Here is a 15,856-nt window from a genome sequence, read left to right as displayed (position 1 = left end):
TGAGCTCACCTTCACCATTCGGACAGAACGAGTGGTTGGTCGAGGAGATGTATCGCAAGTTCCGCGAGGATCCCTCGTCGGTAGATTCCAGTTGGCATGAATTCCTTGTCGACTACTCCCCTGAGCCGACCTCAGAGAGTCAGGGCCGCAGCGGGAACGGCCAGCGCACCGCCGGGCCGGTGAGCCCGCCGGAGCCCGCCCCCGCGCCCGCGCCCGAGCGGTCCGACAGCAACGGTGCCGCCCGGCCCGCCAAGGAGACCTCAGCCAAGGAGAGCAAGGCGTCGAAGTCGTCGGCGCCGGCCAAGGCTCCGGCCAAGGCTCCCGCCAAGCCCAAGGAGCCCGCGAAGGAGTCGGCCAAGAAATCGGAGACCAAGGAGTCCGCCAAGGCCAAGACCAAGGACAAGGACGCCGAGGACAAGGACTCTGGCGGCGACGACGAGACTCAGGTGCTGCGCGGCGCGGCCGCGGCCGTCGTGAAGAACATGGCGGCGTCGCTGGAGGTGCCGACCGCGACCAGTGTTCGCGCGGTCCCGGCCAAGTTGATGATCGACAACCGGATCGTCATCAACAACCACCTCAAACGGACCCGCGGCGGGAAGATCTCGTTCACCCACCTCATCGGGTATGCGCTCGTGCAGGCGGTCAAGAAGTTCCCGGGTATGAACCGGTACTTCGACGAGATCGACGGCAAACCCAACGTGGTCACCCCGCCGCACACCAACCTGGGCCTGGCCATCGACCTGCAACGCAAGGACGGCGACCGGCAACTGGTGGTGGCCGCGATCAAGAAGGCCGACACGATGGGCTTCGGCCAGTTCGTGGCCGCCTACGAGGACATCGTGCGGCGGGCCCGCGACGGCAAGCTGACCATGGACGACTTCTCCGGTGTGACGATCTCGCTGACCAATCCGGGCACCATCGGCACCGTGCACTCGGTGCCGCGGCTGATGCGCGGCCAGGGCACGATCCTCGGCGTCGGCGCGATGGAGTACCCCGCCGAGTTCCAGGGCGCCAGCGAGGAACGCATCGCGCAACTGGGCATCGGGAAGCTGGTCACGCTGACGTCGACCTACGACCACCGCATCATCCAGGGCGCCGAATCCGGCGACTTCCTGCGCACCATTCACGAACTGCTGCTCGACGACGACTTCTTCGACGAGATCTTCCGCGAACTGCACATCCCGTACGAGCCGGTGCGCTGGCGGACCGACAACCCCGACCCGGTCGAGGACAAGAACGCCCGCGTCATCGAGCTGATCTCGGACTACCGCAACCGCGGCCACCTGATGGCCGACATCGATCCGCTGCGGCTGGACAAGAACCGCTTCCGCAGCCACCCCGACCTGGACATCCTCACCCACGGGCTGACGCTGTGGGACCTCGACCGCGAGTTCAAGGTCAACGGGTTCGCCGGCGCGGACGAGAAGAAGCTGCGCGATGTGCTCGGACTGCTGCGCGACTCCTACTGCCGCCACATCGGCGTCGAGTACACCCACATCCTCGAGCCCGAGCAGCAGCAGTGGCTGCAGGAGCGCATCGAGAAGAAGCACGAGAAGCCGACGGTCGCCGAACAGAAGTACATCCTGAGCAAGCTCAACGCGGCCGAGGCGTTCGAGACGTTCCTGCAGACGAAATACGTTGGCCAGAAACGTTTTTCGCTGGAGGGCGCGGAGACGGTCATCCCGACCATGGATGCGGTGATCGACCAGTGCGCCGAGCATGCCCTCGACGAGGTCGTCATCGCCATGCCGCACCGCGGCCGGCTCAACGTGCTGGCCAACATCGTCGGCAAGCCGTACTCGCAGATCTTCTCCGAGTTCGAGGGGAATCTGAATCCGTCTCAGGCGCACGGCTCCGGCGATGTGAAGTACCACCTGGGCGCGTCGGGCAAGTTCATCCAGATGTTCGGCGACAACGACATCGACGTCTCGCTGGTGGCCAACCCGTCGCACCTCGAGGCCGTCGACCCGGTCCTGGAGGGCCTGGTGCGCGCCAAGCAGGACATCATCGACAAGGGTGACGGCGACGGTGAGGGCGCCGGGGCGTTCAGCGTCGTGCCACTGATGCTGCACGGTGACGCGGCGTTCGCCGGCCAGGGCGTGGTCGCCGAGACGCTGAACCTGGCGCTACTGCGGGGATATCGCGTCGGCGGGACGATCCACATCATCGTCAACAACCAGATCGGTTTCACCACATCGCCTTCGGATGCCAAGTCCTCGGAGTACTGCACCGATGTCGCCAAGATGGTCGGTGCGCCGATCTTCCACGTCAACGGCGACGACCCCGAGGCCGCGGCCTGGGTGGCCCGGCTCGCGGTCGACTTCCGGCAGAAGTTCCACAAGGACGTCGTCATCGACATGCTGTGCTATCGCCGCCGCGGGCACAACGAAGGTGACGACCCGTCGATGACGCAGCCGAGCATGTACGACGCGATCGACGTCAAACGCGGTGTGCGCAAGAGCTACACCGAAGCGCTGATCGGCCGCGGCGACATCTCGATGAAAGAGGCCGAGGACGCGCTGCGTGACTACCAGGGCCAGCTGGAACGGGTCTTCAACGAGGTGCGCGAACTCGAGAAACACGAGATCGAACCGAGCGCCTCGGTGGAAGCCGATCAGATGGTGCCCGCCGGCACGAACACCGCGGTCGACAAGTCGCTGCTGGCGCGGATCGGCGATGCGCATCTGTCGGTGCCCGAGGGCTTCAACGTGCACCCGCGGGTCAAGCCGGTGCTGGAGAAGCGCCGCGAGATGGCCTACGAGGGCAAGGTGGACTGGGCGTTCGCCGAGCTGCTCGCGCTCGGCTCGCTGATCGCCGAGGGCAAGACAGTGCGGCTGTCCGGGCAGGACACCCGCCGCGGCACGTTCACCCAGCGCCATTCGGTGATCATCGACCGCAAGACGGGTCAGGAGTTCACCCCGCTGGATCTGTTGACCGTCGACAAGGACGGCAACCCGACCGGCGGCAGGTTCATGGTCTACGACTCCCCGCTGTCGGAGTTCGCGGCCGTCGGCTTCGAGTACGGCTACTCCGTCGGCAACCCCGATGCGCTGGTGTTGTGGGAGGCGCAGTTCGGCGACTTCATCAACGGTGCACAGTCGATCATCGACGAGTTCATCAGCTCCGGTGAGGCCAAGTGGGGCCAGCGCTCGGACGTCGTGCTGCTGCTGCCGCACGGGCATGAGGGTCAGGGCCCCGACCACACGTCCGGACGCATCGAACGGTTCCTGCTGTTGTGGGCCGAGGGGTCGATGACGATCGCGATGCCGTCCACGCCGGCGAACTACTTCCACCTGCTGCGGCGTCACGCCCTGGACGGCATTCACCGGCCGCTCATCGTGTTCACGCCGAAGTCGATGCTGCGAAACAAGGCCGCCGTCAGCGACATTCGCGACTTCACCGAGCAGAAGTTCCGCTCGGTGCTCGAGGAGCCGACCTACACCGACGGCGACGGGGATCGCAGCCAGGCCAAGCGGATGCTGTTGTGCAGCGGCAAGCTCTACTACGAGCTGGCCGCCCGCAAGAACAAGGATCAGCGCGACGACGTGGCGATCGTGCGCGTCGAGCAGCTCGCTCCGCTGCCGCGGCGCCGGCTGGCCGAGACACTGGACCGCTATCCCAACGTCGAGCAGTACTTCTGGGTGCAGGAGGAACCGGCGAACCAGGGTCCGTGGCCGACGTTCGGGCTGACGTTGCCCGAGGTCCTGCCGGAGAAGCTGACGGGGATCACGCGGGTCTCGCGGCGGGCCATGTCGGCGCCGTCGTCGGGCTCGTCGAAGGTGCACGCCGTCGAGCAGCAGGAGATCATCGACGAGGCGTTCGCCTGAGGCACGAAGGCGGACGCCGAGGAGACGACAACCGGCGCGAGGCGTTCGCCTGAGCAGTTCGCTCGGCGAGGCCTGAGCAGTTCGCTCGGCGGGGCCTTAAGCGGTTGATTGCCCGCACCGGGTAAGTGAGATCAACCCGTTAGTGGACGGACCGGCGGTTCCGGCTAACCTCTTGACGGCTACAACACGAGGGAGTGGTTATGCAGGGCTTCGCCGGAAAAGTCGCCGTGGTGACCGGTGCCGGGTCGGGTATCGGACAGGCGCTGGCGATCGAGCTGGCCAAGTCGGGTGCGAGTGTGGCGATCAGCGACGTCGACGCCGAGGGCCTGGCGGCCACCGAGGAGCGGCTGAAGGCGATCGGTGCGCCGGTGAAGACCGACCGCCTCGACGTCACCGAGCGTGAGGCCTTCGAGCTGTACGCCGACGCGGTCGTCGAGCACTTCGGCAAGGTCAACCAGATTTACAACAACGCCGGCATCGCGTATGTCGGCGATGTCGAGGTGACCCCGTACAAGGACATCGAGCGGGTGATGGACGTCGACTTCTGGGGCGTCGTCAACGGCACGAAAGCGTTCCTGCCGCACCTGATCGCCTCGGGCGACGGGCACGTCGTCAACGTGTCGAGCCTGTTCGGCATCTTCTCGGTTCCCGGCCAGTCGGCATACAACTCGGCCAAGTTCGCGGTCCGCGGGTTCACCGAGGCGCTGCGCCAGGAGATGCAGGCCGCCGGCCACCCGGTCAAGGTCACCACCATCCACCCCGGCGGGATCAAGACGGCGATCATGCGCAATTCGACGGCCGCCGAGGGCGTCGACCGCGAAGGCCTGACCAAGACGTTCGACACCAGGCTGACGCGGACCACGCCCGAGGAGGCCGCGAAGATCATCCTCGACGGCGTCCGCAAGAACCGGGCGCGGGTGCTCGTCGGGGCCGACGCGAAGATCCTCGACGCGATCGTGCGGCTCACCGGTTCGGGCTATCAGCGACTGTTCTTGACGGTGATGAAGCGCATGGTGCCCAACGCGCACTGATCGCCCGCGCCGAAACTGAAGCTTTGTGCGAAGTTCTGCGATTTCGTGACGAGTATCTTCAGTTTCGGCGATGACGCTAGGAGTCGCCCAGGGGGTGTTCGGCCAGGAACGCGTCGGCCACGTGACCTGGATCAGCGCCGTCGGCGACCTCGGCGCGCATCTCGGCCAGCGCCGCGGTGTCCAGCACACCGGCGACCTCGTTGAGCGCGAGCACCTGTGACTCGTTGAGCTCGTTGCGGCGAGACAGCGGCACCACGTTCTCGGCGCGGATCAGCGAGGTTCGGTCCGACAGCATCAGCAGTTCGGGCGGGACGTCTGGGGCCGCGGTCGTCGTCCACGCGGCGGGAAACCGGCCGGCGCGCACGGCGTCGAAAGCCGCTTGGCTGTCGGGGAATTCGCTCACCTTGGGTTCGCACGTGCCGATCGTCGCCGGTCGCGGTGCATCGGTGACCGCGGCGATGGCCAGCCGGTCGCAGTTGCGCACCGCGGCGGTGACGTCGCGCCCGCCCCACTTCTCGGCGGTCGTCTCGGTCACCGCGAGCGCCGGTTTGTCCTCCGCCGACGTGGTGTAGTCCCCCGCGGCGACACCCTCGGGCAGTGCGGAGACCATCTCCCGATACACCTGCGTCGGCGCGCGTGCCGCCGACTCGGGATTGAACCTGTGCAGCAACCGTCCGGTGAATCCCGGGACGACGCGGACGACGCCGGAGTCCAGCCCGGTCAGCGGGTCGTCCTCGATCTTGACGTGGGCGGGGCTGCCGTACGAGCGCAGCGCCGCGGCGTAGAGGTGGGCGATCAACGTCGACTCGGGATCGGCTGTGGCGCCGACGGCTATCGACGGCCGTTCGGTGTCCCCGCCGCACGCCGCGGTGCCCGCCACGATCACCGCGACGAGCGCCAGCGCCAGCCGCCGGCTCACTGGTGACTAGCCGCCCGACGTGTCGCGGGAGGCACTGGCGACCGCCTGCGCGACGGCGGGTGCGACGCGGGGGTCCAGCACGCTGGGCACGATGCGGTCGGCTGCCAGGTCGTCCCCGACCACCGAGAAGATTGCCTCGGCGGCCGCCACCTTCATCCGCTCGGTGATGCGGCGCGCGCCCGCGTCGAGCGCGCCGCGGAACACGCCCGGGAACGCGAGCACGTTGTTGATCTGGTTCGGGAAGTCGCTGCGCCCGGTGGCGACGACAGCCGCGTACCTGCTGGCGTCGTCGGGATGGATCTCCGGATCCGGGTTCGACAGCGCGAACACGATCGAGCCGGGCGCCATCGAGGCGATCAGGTCGGCGGGCACGACGCCCGCGGACAGCCCGAGGAACACGTCGGCACCGTCGAGCGCCTCGGCTATGCCGCCGGTCAGCCCGCGCGGATTGGTCGACTCGGCCATATCGGCCTTGTAGGAGTTGAGGTTCTCCCGGCCCTTGTGCACGATGCCCTGCGAGTCGAGCAGCGTGATGTCGCTGACACCGGCTGCCATCAGGATCTTCGCGCACGCGATGCCGGCCGCACCGCAGCCGGAGACGACGACCCGCAGCGATCCGATCTCGCGGTCGACGACCTTGGCCGCGCCCAGCAGGGCGGCCAGCACGACGATCGCGGTGCCGTGCTGATCGTCGTGCATGACCGGGCAGTCCAGCGCCTCGACCAGGCGCCGCTCGATCTCGAAGCACCGCGGTGCCGAGATGTCCTCGAGGTTGACGGCCCCGAATGTCGGGCGCAGCCGCACCAGGGTCTCGACGATCTCGTCGGTGTCCTTGGTGTCGAGCACGATCGGGATCGAGTCCAGGTCGGCGAACGCCTTGAACAGCGCGCTCTTGCCCTCCATCACCGGCAGCGATGCCGCCGGCCCGATGTCTCCCAGCCCCAGCACCGCGCTGCCGTCGCTGACCACCGCGACCATGCGGCTCGCCCACGTGTAGCGGGCGGCCAGCGTGTGGTCGGCGGCGATGGCACGGCTGACCTGGGCCACGCCCGGGGTGTAGGCGACGGACAACGCCCGCTCGGTGTCGAGGGCCGCGTTCAGCGCTACCGAGAGCTTGCCGCCCACGTGGGCCGCGAAGATCTCCTCATCGCTGAGGACGATATTGGATCCGGTCAATGGAAGGTCTCTTACCGCTTGCGACACGGCGCCCAGGTTAACGACGAACTGGTAGGTAACCTAATCGCCGGCCGGCTCAAATCAGGCCGAGGTCCGTGACCGCTTTGCGCTCGTCGGCGAGCTCGGCCGTCGTCTTGTCGATGCGGCTGCGGGAGAAGTCGTCGATGTCCAGCCCCTGCACGATCGACCAGTTGCCGTCCTTCGTCGTCACCGGGAACGACGAGATCAGGCCCTCGGGCACACCGTAGGAACCGTCGGAGTACACCGCCATCGACACCCAGTCGTTCGCCGGGGTGCCCAGCAGCCAGTCCCGGGCGGCGTCGACGGTCGCCGAGGCGGCCGACGCCGCCGAGGAGGCACCGCGGGCGTCGATGATGGCCGCACCACGCTTGGCGACGGTCGGGATGAAGTCGTTCTCGATCCAGTTCTGGTCGTTGACCACCTCGGCGGCGTTCTTGCCGCCGACCTCGGCGTGGAAGATGTCCGGGTACTGGGTGGCCGAGTGGTTGCCCCAGATCGTCATCTTCTTGATGTCGGTGACCTTGGCGCCGGTCTTGCGGGCCAGCTGGCTGATCGCCCGGTTGTGGTCGAGGCGGGTCAGCGCCGAGAACCGCTCGCGCGGGATGTCGGGAGCGTTGGACATCGCGATCAGCGCGTTGGTGTTGGCTGGGTTGCCGGTCACCCCGATGCGCACGTCGTCGGCGGCCACCTCGTTGAGCGCCTTGCCCTGGGCGGTGAAGATCGCGCCGTTGGCCTCGAGCAGGTCGCTGCGCTCCATGCCCGGGCCGCGGGGGCGGGCGCCGACGAGCAGCGCCAGGTTGGCGCCGTCGAAGATCTTGTTCGCGTCGGCGCCGATCTCCACGCCGGCAAGAAGCGGGAACGCGCAGTCGTCGAGCTCCATCACCACACCCTCGAGGGCCTTGAGCGCCGGCTCGATCTCGAGGAGCCGCAGCTCGACCGGCCGGTCGGGGCCGAGCAGTGATCCGCTCGCGAGGCGGAACAGCAAGCTGTAGCCGATCTGGCCGGCGGCACCGGTGACTGCGACCTTGAGGGGAGTTGTGCTCACGTCAGATGCTCCTTGGACAGATGTACGTGGCCCGCACCGCGGGCGGATTGCGTCGGGAACGAAACTAGCAGGCAGCCGACGCGCCCAGCCGCGTAGCATCGACCACGGCCCGAAACCGGGCGTACGTCGTTCAGGAAGGCTGCGCCGATGCCGTCGTTCAGTCCGGGCCGACAACCCGGACGTGCGACCGTGAAGAACAGCCGTGATGGTGTGGCCGCCGACCCCGTCCGCGTGCCCGTGGCACACGCGACGGTGGATTGCGGCGTCTATTGCGACGGCACTCGACTGCCCGGAAGCTTCACCCACGACGCGGCCCAGAACAAGGTCGAAGAGCTGCGCCGCGAAGGCCGGAACGCCTTCGTCTGGATCGGCTTCCATGGACCCGACGAACGCCAGATGCAGACAGTCGCGAATGTTTTCGGTCTGCACGCGCTCGCCGTCGAGGACGCCGTGCACGCACACCAGCGGCCGAAGCTGGAACGCTACGACGACACCTTGTTCCTCGTCCTCAAGACTGTCACCTACGTCGAACACGAGTCGATCGCGAAGGCGCGCGAGATCGTCGAGACCGGCGAGATCATGATCTTCGTCGGACCCGACTTCGTGGTGACCGTCCGGCACGGTGAACACGGCGGGCTGGCCGGGGTCCGCAAACACCTCGAGGCCTCGCCGCACCTGCTGGAGCTCGGCCCCTACGCGGTGATGCACGCGATCGCCGATCACGTCGTCGACGGCTACCTCGAGGTCACCGAGTCGATCGAAACCGACATCGACGCGATGGAGGAGGACGTCTTCTCCCCGACCAACCGGACCGACATCGAGTGCATCTATCTGCTCAAGCGCGAGATCGTCGAACTCCGCCGTGCGGTCGGCCCGTTGGCCACCGACCTGCAACGTCTCGGTTCCGAACACAGCGACCTGATCTCCGTCGAGATCCTGCGGTACATGGGCGATGTGCTCGACCACGCCATCAAGGCGTCCGATCGCATCGCCAGCTTCGACGAGGTGCTCAGCTCGCTCGTGCAGGCGGCCGTCGGCAAGGTGGCCATGCAGCAGAACACCGACATGCGCAAGATCTCGGCCTATGTGGCGATCGCCGCGGTGCCCACGGCGATCGCCGGCATCTACGGTATGAACTTCGAGCACATGCCCGAGCTGTCGGTGACATGGGGCTATCCCGCGGTGCTGCTGTTCATGGTGGTCGTCTGCGGTCTGCTGTTTCGCGCCTTCCGGCGCAACCACTGGCTCTGAACTCCCGAAATTGCATTTCCGCAGGCGCCTTCTCGACATTTCGCTGCCGGAACCGAATTTCGCGCGGAGTTCAGCTCGGTTTGGCCGCCGGGCGCGCCGGGTCGAGCACGTCGACGCCGTCCTGTTGCCACGCCTCGCGCATCGCGTCGGCGCCCTTGAGGCGCACCCATGCGGCTTCGGTGGCGGTGATCGGTGTGGCGGCCAAGACCTTCACCGGTTCCAGCGGGCCGGCCAACGGCACATCGCCGATCGCGCTGTCGCTCAACAGGAACGCGGTGAACGGTGTGGACTCCCACAGCGGTGTCTCCAGGTCGATCAACGCATCGGGCGCCAGGACGAGCCCTTCCACCGCGGGCGCGGCGGCCACGATCGCGATCGACCGGTGCAACCCCCGCGGCGATGGCCCACGCAAGGCGACGATCACCTCCGCACGCGGACCGTGTACGACGTCGGTCACCATCTCGGTCGGATCGAACATCGGATGACGCGAACAGCCCAGCGACACATGGTGCATAATCCCGTCGGCGTCGGGCCCGAACCGCAGCACGTCGATGGTCTCGGTGCCCAGGAAGGTGACGCTGGCCTCGTCGGGCTCGGAATCGATGCCCTGCGCGGCGAAGTGCTCGCGCAGGTGGGTGCGGACCTTCGCGGGGACGTCGATCACTCGGCCGCTGGCGCCGGTGGCGCGGGTGAATCGGCGTCGGGCAGGCTGAGGTTGTTGCCCGTCTCGGGATCGAACACCACCAGCTTCGACGTGTCGAACGCCAACTGAACCGTGTCGCCTTGTTTGGCGGTCGAATCGACCGAAACCCTTGCCACGAACTCGTTTTCGCCGACGCCTGACTCCGCGGCCAGCTCGGCAAGCTGCGCTGAATGCGCGCCGGCGCCTTCGGTTTTGAAGTGGAGGTACTTGTCGGCGCCCAGCGACTCGACCATGTCCACCTTCACATCGAAGGTCAGTGCGCGAATGCGCGCATACCCGTCGAGCACGGCGGCGTCCTCGAAATGCTCGGGCCGGATTCCGACGATCACGTTCTTCGGTGCGTTGCGTCGGGCCAGCAGGTCGTAATTCTCCTGGGTGAGGGTCACCTCGCCGAACGGTAACCGCACACCGACGTCGGTGATGGTCGCGGAGAAGAAGTTCATGGCCGGCGAGCCGATGAAGCCGGCGACGAACAGGTTCGCCGGGCGGTTGTAGAGGTCCTCGGGAGTTCCGATCTGCTGGGCCACCCCCGCGCGCAGCACCACCACGCGGTCACCCAGCGTCATGGCCTCGGTCTGGTCGTGGGTGACGTAGACGGTGGTCGTGCCGAGTCTGTCCTGCAGGCGGGCGATCTCGGCGCGCATCTGCACACGCAGCTTGGCGTCGAGGTTCGACAGCGGCTCGTCCATCAGGAAGGCCTTGGGATCACGTACGATCGCGCGGCCCATCGCCACGCGTTGCCGCTGACCGCCCGACAACTGTCCCGGTTTGCGGTCCAGAAGTTCGCTCAGATCAAGGATTCTCGCGGCTTCGTCGACCTTGCGGGCGATCTCGTCCTTCTTCCGCTTGGCCAGCGTGAGCGGGAAGGCGATGTTCTGCCGAACGCTCATGTGCGGGTAGAGCGCATACGACTGGAAGACCATCGCGATGTCGCGGTCCTTGGGCGCCTTCTCGTTGACGCGCTCGCCACCGATGCGCAGTTCGCCCGAGGTGATGTCCTCCAGGCCCGCGATCATGTTGAGCGTGGTCGACTTTCCGCATCCCGACGGGCCGACGAGGATGATGAACTCGCCGTCGGCGATCGTCATCGACAACTCGTGGACGGCCGTCGCGCCGTTGGGGTAACTCTTGGTCACCCGGTCCAACACAATTTCGGCCATGGAACTACCCCTTCACCGCACCGGATGTCAGTCCGGCCACGATCCGTCGTTGGAAGATGAGGACAAAGATGATGATCGGGATGGTGATGACCATTGCGCCGGCCGCGATCGATCCGGTCGGTTCCTCGAATTGTGAACTGCCGGTGAAGTTCGCGATCGCCACCGGCGCGGTGATGGCGCGTTCGGTTGCGGTCAGCGACAACGCCAACAACAGGTCGTTCCACGCGAAGATGAACACCAGGATCGCGGCGGTGACGATGCCTGGCGCGGCGAGCGGGGCGATCACCTTGCGGAACGCCTGCGCAGGCGTCGCACCGTCCATCTTGGCCGCCTTCTCCAGATCCCAGGGGATCTCGCGGAAGAACGCCGAGAGCGTGTAGATCGCCAGCGGCAGCGCGAAGGTGATGTACGGGATGATGAGGCCGGGCCAGGTGTCGAACAGCCCGACCGCGCGCTCGATGTTGAAAAGCGGTGTGACGAGCGAGATGTGAGGGAACATCGCGATCAGCAGGGCGACTCCGATCAGCAGCCGCTTGCCCGGGAAGTCCAGCCGCGCGACCGCGTACGCGGCCATCCCACCGATCACCACCGCGATCGCTGTCGTGATCAGGCCGATACCGATCGAGTTGATCAGCGCCGAGGTGAAGATGTTGCCCTGGAATATCGCCTTGTAGTTGTCGAAGGTGATCTCGGCGGGAATCAGCCTGCCGTCCTTGACACTTGACGTCGGCTTGAGCGACAGGGACAGGATCCACAGCACCGGGAAGAGCGCGTAGATGATGACCAGCACGTTGACGACCGTCCAACCGGTGACCCGTGACGCACCGACGCGCTCAGCCATCAGCGATTCTCCTCGGCGGACCCCGGCGCCGCGGCACCGAAGATCTTGATGTAGATGAACGCGATGATCGCCACGCACAGGAAGATCAGCACGCTGATCGCCGAGCCGAGACCCACGTTGAATGCCTTGAACAGGTTGTCGTATCCCAGGATCGACACGGAACCGGTGTTGTTGGCCCCGCCGGTGAGGATGTAGATGTTGTCGAAGATCCGGAACGCGTCGAGGGTGCGGAACAGCAATGCCACCAGGATCGCCGGCTTGATCAGCGGCAGGATCACCCTGGTCAGCCGTTTCCAGGCGCCCGCACCGTCGACCTGGGCGGCGTTGAGCAGATCCTGTGGCACCAGCGCCAATCCGGCCAACAGCAGCAGCGCCATGAACGGCGTCGTCTTCCACACCTCGGCCAGCACCACGATCGCCAGAGAGGGAAGCTGTTCGGTCAGCGGGGCACTGCCCTCGGGCAGCAGGTTCGCCAGGTACCCCGTGCCCGGCGTCCACGCGTAGTACCAGCTGTATGACGCAGCGACCGTGACGATTCCGTACGGGATGAGGATCGCCGTTCGTACGACGCCCTTGCCGAAGATGGTGCGGTGCATCACCAGCGCCAGCGCCATGCCGAGGACGAATTCGATGGCCACCGAGACGACGGTGATGCCGAGCGTGACGAAAAAGGCTGTCCACCAGTACTGGTCGGTGAGGATGGTGACGTAGTTCTCCAGCCCGATGAACTCGGTGTCGTCGGGCGCGGCCATGTTGTTGCGCTGCAGGCTCAGCCACACCGCGTAGGCGATCGGGTAGCCCGTCACCGCGAGCATCAATACGACCGCGGGCGCGATGAGCAGGAAGGCCAACTTGCGTTCCGAGCGGGTGTCGTCGCTGCCGGTCGCGCTCGGTGCCGGCGCGGTCGCGGCCGCCGGTGGCGCCGTCACGGGATCAGCCCCTTACCGTCGATAGCCTTCTGCACCTGTTCGGTGAGTTCGTCTGCGGTGCGCTCGGGATCGATGTCGGTGATCGGAGCCAGCGTCGTGGAGATGCGGGTGGAAACCGCTTGGTACTGCGGCGTGGCGGGACGCACCGCGGCGTTGGTGAGTTGTTGGCGGATGAGCTCGTGCTGGGGGTATTTCGCCTGGAATGCCGGATCGCTGTACAGCGAGGTGCGCACCGCGGGCAGTCCACCTTCGACGGAGGTGTACCGCTGGTTCTCCACGTCGCGCAGGCATCGAATGGCTTCGAACGCCTCGGCCTTGTGTTGCGTCGTCTTCGCCACGGCGAGGTTGAGGCCGCCGATGGTGACCCTCGCCGCCTCACCCGGCCGAACGCCCGGATACGAGGCGAATCCCAGGACCTTCCTGCTCGCCTCGAAGGCCGTCTCGAACTGTTCATCGCTGGGCGAGAACGTTCCGACGTCGCTGATGCTGCCGGCCAGCGACGGGTCTTCGTTCAGCGGCAGGAACGACACCCCGCCCTTGATCGCGTTCTCGAGCAGCGACGGCAGCACGTAAGGCCAGTTCACCTCGAGCGCCGCTTTGCCCTGTTCGAGCGCCAGCCGTGCGGTGGTCTCGTCGGTCTGAGTCACCGACGGGTCCGCACCAGGTGCGGTGGCGACGCTCTTGATGATCTGCAGCGCCTTGACGGTGGCGGCGCGATGTTCGGGTGTGTCGGTCAGCGTGACGGTTTGGCCGTCGTCGGAAAGCACCTGACCGCCCGCGCTTTCCAGCAGGGTGTTGAACCAGACGACCAAGCCTTCGTACTGCTTTCCTTGTACCGCAATCCAGCTCGGCTCACCGGCGGCGTGCAGCCGGGTCGCCTCGGCCACCATGTCATCCCAAGTCGATGGTGGCTCCGGTATCAGATCGGCTCGGTACCAGAGCAATTGGGTGTTGGTGGTGATCGGCGCGGCGTAGAGCTGGCCCTGCCACGTAGCGGTTTCCAGTGGGCCCGGCAGCGTGTTGGCCCTCGCGTCGGCCTCGGCTTGACCCGCCGGATCATCGGAGAGCGGCAACGCCCAACCGGCTTCGGCGAACTCGGCGGTCCACACCACGTCGAGCGCCATGACGTCGAGGCTTCTGTCGTTTCCGGTGAGCCGCCGCGCGAGCTGGAGCCGTTGGTCGTCAGCGCTCTTCGGCAAGCTGATCTGCTGAATGGTGAAGCGGCCGCCGAGTTGTTCGTTACACCGCTCGGCGACGGCCGTGAACGTCTGCGCCTCGTTGGCAGGCGTGTAGTAGTTGATGACGATGCCGCCGCTGTCGGAACCACACGCCGTCAGCGTTGACGCCGCCGTCAGCGCAGCGATCGCCGCGGCGCCCATCCGCCGTGGGCCGCGCATGCTGGCGAAGCGCACCACCCGCCTCCGTCCGCGCCGAATGTCGGGAATCTCCCGCGCGCAAACCGTATTGCCACAAGTGTATGGTTTGCAACACCTCGGCGGCGCGCGGCGCGCACCGTTACGCAATCGCGAGCGTGCGCAACATCCGCTTTGTGCGCGGTGTGTCGTCTGCAGACCCGCACCCTCGCCGAAAAGGGGTGGGCGTCAGATGGTCAAGCGCGCCAGCAGATCCCGTCCGCGTTCGGCGTTCTGCGGATCGCACAGCACGTCGTAGCGTCCCGCCACGAGTTGCAGCGTAGAACTGAAATCTCTTGTGCCGCGTGCCATCGCATATGGGATCGCGGACGTGATGAGGCCGAAGAACACACCGGCGATCAGGCCGGTGGCCAGTGCTGCCCACGGGTTGGGGCTGAAGAACCCGAGAATCAAGCCGATGAACAGGCCCAGCCATGCACCCGTCAGAACACCACCGCCGAGCACCTTGGGCCACGACAGCCGGCCGGTGACCCGCTCCACCTGCATCAGGTCGACACCGACGATCGTCACCTGCTGGACGGGAAATTCTTGGTCTGAGAGGTAGTCCACGGCGCGCTGCGCCTCGGCGTACGTCGGGTACGAACCGATGGGCCACCCCTTCGGGGGCGTGGGCAGACCAGCGGGGCCGCGGCCCATATTTGGGCCACCCGGCGTTGCGCCGGGATTTGCTCCAGGTTGAAACGGGCTGGTCATCGGTCCTCTATCTCCTCTGTGCCGCGAATCGTTAAGTTGCTGTCTCGTAAGGGACAACGCCGCGATGGCCGCAATCGTGCCCGAGAATTGCGCTAGGTTGACAAGCATGACAAATCCCGGGGAGGACGCAGCACGAAACGCACCATCCGAATCCGACGGGGGTGCCTCCGAGCCGACGTCCGCCGGTTACGAGGCGCCGTCGATCGAGCAGTCGCAGACTTGGCCGCCCGACCCGACCACGCCGCCGTCGGGCGACGATTCGAGATCCGAGCCGTCGGCCGACCAACCGCCCGCGTACGGCTCGCCATACCAGACTCCGCCGGCATACGACCCGCCGTCGGGGTATTCGCCGCCTCCCGCCTACCCCCCGCCGCCCCAGGGCGCCTATCCGCCTCCGCCGCCCGGCGCCTACCCGCCGCCCGGCGCTTACCCGCCTCCGCCGCCCGGGGCCTATCCCCCGCCTTACCCTGATCCGGCCACCGCCGGCCAGGGATACCCGCCGCCGCCCTACGGCGCACCCTCCCCGTACGGCGGTCCGGCCCCCTACGGAGCGCCCGGATACGGCGCACCCGGCTATGCCGACGGTTACGGCATGCCGCAGCACAAGACCAACGGATTGGCCATCGGCTCGCTGGTGGCATCGGCCGTCGGCGTGCTGTGCGGTGTCGGCTCGCTCATCGGCATCGTGTTGGGCATCGTGGCGCTCAACCAGATCAAGACCAACGGCGAGGGCGGCCGCGGGTTGGCGATCGCCGGCATCGCCGTCGGCGCGGCGACGCTTCTGCTCAACATCGTCTTCACCCTCGCGATGCTGAGCACCTGACACC

General features: G+C 66.7%; 13 protein-coding genes. 4 read left to right on the top strand and 9 right to left on the bottom strand.

Features of this window, described 5'->3' with window-relative positions:
* Positions 1-47 precede the first annotated feature (47 nt).
* Both RMCN_RS02530 and RMCN_RS02525 read left to right on the top strand, forming a co-directional pair.
* Positions 48-3,827 (top strand): multifunctional oxoglutarate decarboxylase/oxoglutarate dehydrogenase thiamine pyrophosphate-binding subunit/dihydrolipoyllysine-residue succinyltransferase subunit, encoded by a 3,780-nt coding sequence (locus tag RMCN_RS02530; protein ID WP_234787539.1) that lies wholly within the window; start codon positions 48-50, stop codon positions 3,825-3,827.
* A gap of 200 nt (positions 3,828-4,027) precedes the next feature.
* A complete protein-coding gene (locus tag RMCN_RS02525; protein WP_067387038.1) occupies positions 4,028-4,858 on the top strand; it encodes an SDR family NAD(P)-dependent oxidoreductase in 831 nt (276 codons plus the stop codon).
* Positions 4,859-4,934: 76 nt separating this feature from the next.
* Here the strand turns inward: RMCN_RS02525 and RMCN_RS02520 are convergent, their stop codons facing one another.
* Genes RMCN_RS02520 through RMCN_RS02510 form a run of 3 tightly spaced genes read right to left on the bottom strand, consistent with a single transcriptional unit; the run spans position 4,935 to position 8,019 of the window.
* Positions 4,935-5,777, bottom strand: a complete 843-nt coding sequence (locus tag RMCN_RS02520) for a glycine betaine ABC transporter substrate-binding protein (protein ID WP_067387036.1) — start codon at positions 5,775-5,777, stop codon at positions 4,935-4,937.
* A 6-nt stretch (positions 5,778-5,783) separates the two neighbouring features.
* Positions 5,784-6,980 carry an NAD(P)-dependent malic enzyme gene (locus RMCN_RS02515; protein WP_084377049.1) on the bottom strand — a complete coding sequence of 399 codons (1,197 nt, stop codon included), beginning with the start codon at positions 6,978-6,980 and terminating at the stop codon, positions 5,784-5,786.
* 49 nt (positions 6,981-7,029) lie between these two features.
* Positions 7,030-8,019, bottom strand: coding sequence for a malate dehydrogenase (locus RMCN_RS02510; RefSeq protein WP_064413509.1), 990 nt, complete (start codon positions 8,017-8,019; stop codon positions 7,030-7,032).
* Between the two features lie 147 nt (positions 8,020-8,166).
* Between RMCN_RS02510 and corA the strand changes: the two genes are divergently transcribed.
* The gene (gene corA / locus RMCN_RS02505; protein ID WP_067387032.1) at positions 8,167-9,270 is read left to right on the top strand and encodes a magnesium/cobalt transporter CorA; all 1,104 of its coding nucleotides are present in this window, start codon (positions 8,167-8,169) and stop codon (positions 9,268-9,270) included.
* 70 nt (positions 9,271-9,340) lie between these two features.
* Here corA and RMCN_RS02500 read toward each other — a convergent pair whose 3' ends face one another.
* The 6 genes from RMCN_RS02500 to RMCN_RS02475 all read right to left on the bottom strand — a co-directional run bounded on the left by RMCN_RS02500 (position 9,341) and on the right by RMCN_RS02475 (position 15,029).
* Positions 9,341-9,934 carry a suppressor of fused domain protein gene (locus RMCN_RS02500; protein WP_067387030.1) on the bottom strand — a complete coding sequence of 198 codons (594 nt, stop codon included), beginning with the start codon at positions 9,932-9,934 and terminating at the stop codon, positions 9,341-9,343.
* Positions 9,931-11,133: an ABC transporter ATP-binding protein gene (locus tag RMCN_RS02495; RefSeq protein WP_067387028.1), complete on the bottom strand. Its 1,203-nt coding sequence runs from the start codon at positions 11,131-11,133 to the stop codon at positions 9,931-9,933. Before RMCN_RS02495 ends, RMCN_RS02500 begins: the two co-directional genes overlap by 4 nt.
* Before the next feature lie 4 nt (positions 11,134-11,137).
* On the bottom strand, positions 11,138-11,974 hold the full coding sequence (locus RMCN_RS02490) for a carbohydrate ABC transporter permease (RefSeq protein WP_067387026.1): 837 nt from the start codon (positions 11,972-11,974) through the stop codon (positions 11,138-11,140).
* The gene (locus tag RMCN_RS02485; RefSeq protein ID WP_064413504.1) at positions 11,974-12,903 is read right to left on the bottom strand and encodes a carbohydrate ABC transporter permease; all 930 of its coding nucleotides are present in this window, start codon (positions 12,901-12,903) and stop codon (positions 11,974-11,976) included. The genes RMCN_RS02490 and RMCN_RS02485 overlap by 1 nt, the downstream gene beginning before the upstream one ends.
* Positions 12,900-14,300, bottom strand: a complete 1,401-nt coding sequence (locus RMCN_RS02480; RefSeq protein WP_067387061.1) for an ABC transporter substrate-binding protein — start codon at positions 14,298-14,300, stop codon at positions 12,900-12,902. Before RMCN_RS02480 ends, RMCN_RS02485 begins: the two co-directional genes overlap by 4 nt.
* A gap of 204 nt (positions 14,301-14,504) precedes the next feature.
* The gene (locus RMCN_RS02475) at positions 14,505-15,029 is read right to left on the bottom strand and encodes a general stress protein (RefSeq protein WP_064413503.1); all 525 of its coding nucleotides are present in this window, start codon (positions 15,027-15,029) and stop codon (positions 14,505-14,507) included.
* Positions 15,030-15,135: 106 nt separating this feature from the next.
* Here RMCN_RS02475 and RMCN_RS02470 point away from each other — a divergent pair, with 106 nt between their 5' ends.
* A complete protein-coding gene (locus tag RMCN_RS02470) occupies positions 15,136-15,852 on the top strand; it encodes a DUF4190 domain-containing protein (RefSeq protein ID WP_067387024.1) in 717 nt (238 codons plus the stop codon).
* Positions 15,853-15,856 lie beyond the last annotated feature (4 nt).

The sequence above is a fragment of the Mycolicibacterium novocastrense genome (assembly GCF_001570485.1).
Classification (GTDB): Bacteria; Actinomycetota; Actinomycetes; order Mycobacteriales; family Mycobacteriaceae; genus Mycobacterium; species Mycobacterium novocastrense.
Note: the sequence above shows the minus strand (reverse complement) of the source record. Positions and strands in the feature narration are given on the sequence as shown.